4 protein-coding genes are annotated in these 3578 nt (G+C 67.1%); all 4 read left to right on the top strand.

Going from position 1 to position 3578, the window contains the following annotated elements; all coding sequences use genetic code 11:
• A partial coding sequence (gene mraW / locus JHD07_RS35315; protein ID WP_291630605.1) for a 16S rRNA (cytosine(1402)-N(4))-methyltransferase occupies positions 1 to 282 on the top strand: 282 nt, incomplete at its 5' end.
• A 3-nt stretch (positions 283 to 285) separates the two neighbouring features.
• The gene (locus tag JHD07_RS35320; protein WP_291630607.1) at positions 286 to 678 is read left to right on the top strand and encodes a hypothetical protein; all 393 of its coding nucleotides are present in this window, start codon (positions 286 to 288) and stop codon (positions 676 to 678) included.
• The gene (locus tag JHD07_RS35325) at positions 675 to 2429 is read left to right on the top strand and encodes a penicillin-binding protein 2 (protein WP_291630609.1); all 1755 of its coding nucleotides are present in this window, start codon (positions 675 to 677) and stop codon (positions 2427 to 2429) included. The genes JHD07_RS35320 and JHD07_RS35325 overlap by 4 nt, the downstream gene beginning before the upstream one ends.
• Positions 2430 to 2507: 78 nt before the next feature.
• On the top strand, positions 2508 to 3578 hold a 1071-nt coding region (locus JHD07_RS35330), incomplete at its 3' end, for a UDP-N-acetylmuramoyl-L-alanyl-D-glutamate--2,6-diaminopimelate ligase (RefSeq protein ID WP_291630611.1).

The following is a 3578-nucleotide window of genomic DNA, read 5'->3' on the forward strand; positions in this document are numbered from 1 at the left end:
GTCTCGTTCCATTCGCTCGAAGACCGCATCGTCAAGAATTTCCTGTCCGAGCGCTCCAGGACCGGTGGCGGCTCGCGGCACCTGCCGGAGGTCGCGCAAATTCCGCCGAGCTTCCAGCTCTTGACGCGGCGTGCGGTCGTCGCCGGTGAGGACGAGGTCGCGCATAACCCGCGCGCGCGTTCCGCAAAGCTGCGCGCCGCCGAGCGCACCTCTGCGCCGGCGCACGCGGCCGACGAGGCATCCTCCTGGCCGAGGCTCGCCGACGTGGTGAGGGGCGGCTAGCGCATGCGCATCATCCACCTCCTCGTCATCGGCGCGCTGATCTTCGCGGCGGCCCATGTCTACCGGATCAAGATGGATTCCACGGCGCGCACCGAGAAGGTGCTGCGGCTGCGCGCAGAGATTCGCGAGGAGCGCGACGCGATCGCCGCGCTGCGGGCGGAATGGGCCAAGCTCGATGCGCCGCTGCGGCTGCAAGGCGTGTCCGACCGGCATCTGCACCTCAAGCCGGTCAACGGCACGCAATATGATTCGCTGAAGAACCTGCCGGAGCGTCCGCCGCGGATGTTCAGGCCGGGCGAGCCCGATCCGATCGGGGCCATGCTCAAGACCATCGAAGCAGCGAGCGACCCCGACACGGTGACGGGCTCCGTAACTCAGCCCGAGGACAAGCAATGAGCCCGGCGGCGCCCGCAACACGAACCGAGAAGTCGACGGAGCCTTGGCGGCGGCGGCTGATCCGCAGCCTGCTCTACGGGCGCAACGTCGATCGCGTCGCGAAGGCGCGCGCACGCGTCGGCCTTGCCATGCTCGCCTTCGCCTCGGTCTACGCCCTCATCGGCGGCCGCCTCGTGATGTTCGCGATCGGTGCCGACGCACACGGTGCCCGCCGCGCCGCGGCACAGGAGGTGGTCGCGACCGCGCGGCCCGACATCGTCGACCGCAACGGTGCGATCCTCGCGACCGACGTCAAGGCGTCGAGCCTGTTCGGCGAGCCGCGCCGCATCATCGACAAGGACGAGGCGATCGAGCTTCTCACCGCGACCATTCCCGACCTCGACGAGGCCGAGGTGCGCGAGCGCCTGAGGACGCGCAAGGGCTTCGTCTGGCTCAAGCGCGAGGTCACGCCGGCGCAGCAGCAGGCCATCCACAAGCTCGGTCTTCCCGGCATCGGCTTCCTGCGCGAGAACAAGCGCGTCTATCCGACCGGCAACGAGGTCGCCCACCTCATCGGTCTCGTCAACATCGACAACCAGGGCATCGCCGGCCTCGAGAAGTGGCTCGACAATCAAGGGCTCGCCGATCTCCATCGCGCCGGCTTTGCCACCGACCGCTTGCAGAAGCCGATCGAGCTCTCGGTCGATCTGCGCGTCGAGCACGCGCTGCGCGACGAACTGCTGAAGGCCAAGGACAAGTTCCACGCCAAGGCCGCCTCCGGCCTCGTTTCCAACGTCAAGACTGGCGAGATCGTCGCGATGGTGTCGCTGCCGGACTTCGACCCGAACAATCCGAAGGAAGCGCACGACCCCGACCGCATCAACCGCCTGACCACCGGCGTCTACGAGATGGGCTCGACGTTCAAGGCGTTCACGCTGGCGATGGGGCTCGATTCCGGCAAGATCAATCTGAACTCGATGTGGGACGCGCGCGGCAATTTGCACTATGGCAAGTTCACCATCCACGACAGCCATCCGCTCGGGCGCTTCATCAACACCAAGGAAGTGTTCACCTACTCCTCCAACATCGGCGCGGCGCGGATCGCGCTCAACCAGGGCGTCGAGGCGCACAAGGCGTTCCTCGCCAAGCTGGGCCAGACGACGCGGCTGCGCACCGAACTGCCGGAGAGCGCGGCGCCGCTGCTGCCGCGGCGCTGGAGCGAATTGAACACGGTCACCGCCGCATTCGGCCAGGGACTGTCGGTGGCGCCGCTCCAGGCGGTGATGGGCATCAACGCGCTGGTGAACGGCGGGTATCTGATTCCGCCGACGTTCATGAAGCGCAGCGAATCCGAAGCTGCGGCGCTGGCCAAGCGCGTGATCAAGCAGGACCCCAGCGACAAGATGCGGTTCCTGATGCGGCTCAATGCCGAAGTCGGCTCGGCGAGAAAGGCGGACGTCAAGGGCTATTACGTCGGCGGCAAGACCGGCACGTCCGAAAAGGTCATCAACGGCCGCTACGCCAAGAAGCGCGTGCTCAACTCGTTCACCGCCATCCTGCCCTGCGACGATCCCAAATATCACGTCCTGATCATGCTGGACGAGCCGCAAGCCCTGCCCGAAACCCATGGTTTCATCACCTCGGGATGGAACGCGGTGCCGACCGGCGGCAAGGTGATCGAGCGCATCGCGCCGCTCCTGGGCGTCGAGCCGCGGTTCGACCTGCCGCCTGCGGAGCGCCTTATTCTTGCAGCATCCAGGACAACCCAGTAATCAGCGGGGTGGGCCGCCAACGCCAGTGAGTCGGGCTTTTCCGAAGGTCCGCCTTTCCGGCATGTCGACTGGAAGACCATGAAGCTGCGCGACCTCTTAGGTCAGGATGTTCTGGGCCATGATGCCGCAATCGAGCCCGCCATTGCGGCGCTCGAGGTGAGCGGGCTTGCGCTCGACAGCCGCGTGGTCAAGCCGGGCGATCTCTTCTTCGCCCTCGCGGGCAGCAAGACGGACGGCGCGCGCTTCGTCGATGCGGCTGTCGCCGCGGGCGCGGTGGCCATCGTCGGCGACCATGCGCCGGCCGCCTGCAAGGTGCCGTTCATCGCTGTCGCCAATCCACGCCGCGCATTGGCGCTGGCCGCGGCAAGGTGCTTCCCCGCGCAGCCCGCGACGATTGCGGCAGTGACCGGCACCAGCGGCAAGACTTCGGTCGCGGCCTTCACGCGCCAGATCTGGGAAAGGCTCGGGCATAGTTCCGCCAGCATCGGCACCATCGGCCTCGTCTCGCGAAAGCGCACCGTCTATGGCTCGCTGACGACGCCGGACCCGATCGCGCTGCACCGGCAGCTGGATGAGATCGCGCGCGAGGGCGTCACGCATCTCGCCTTCGAGGCCTCCTCGCATGGGCTCGACCAGTACCGTCTCGACGGCGTCCGCATCTCCGCAGGCGGTTTCACCAACCTGTCGCGCGACCACATGGATTACCATCCGACCGTCGCGCATTATCTCGCGGCGAAGCTCCGCCTGTTCCGGGAGCTGGTGCCGCCTGGTGGCGCCGCGGTGATCTCGGCCGATCATGATTGCTCGGCGGAGGCGATCGCTGCGGCGACATCGCGTGACCTTCGCGTGATGGCGGTGGGCCGCAACGGCGATGGGGCAGGGGAAGGCATTCGTCTCAGCGAGGCCGTGGTCGAAGGCTTCTCGCAAAGGCTGATGCTGGAGCATCGCGGCAGGACTTACGCGATCCGGCTGCCGCTGGTCGGCGAATTCCAGATCGAGAATGCGCTGGTGTCGGCCGGACTTGCGATCGGCACCGGCAGCGATGCCGCCGATGTGTTCGCGAGCCTGGAGCATCTCGAAGGCGCCAAGGGCCGGCTCGAACGCGTCGGCGAGCGCAACGGCGCGCCGATCTTCGTCGACTACGCGCAC

The sequence above is a fragment of the Bradyrhizobium sp. genome (assembly GCF_016462955.1).
Classification (GTDB): Bacteria; Pseudomonadota; Alphaproteobacteria; order Rhizobiales; family Xanthobacteraceae; genus Bradyrhizobium.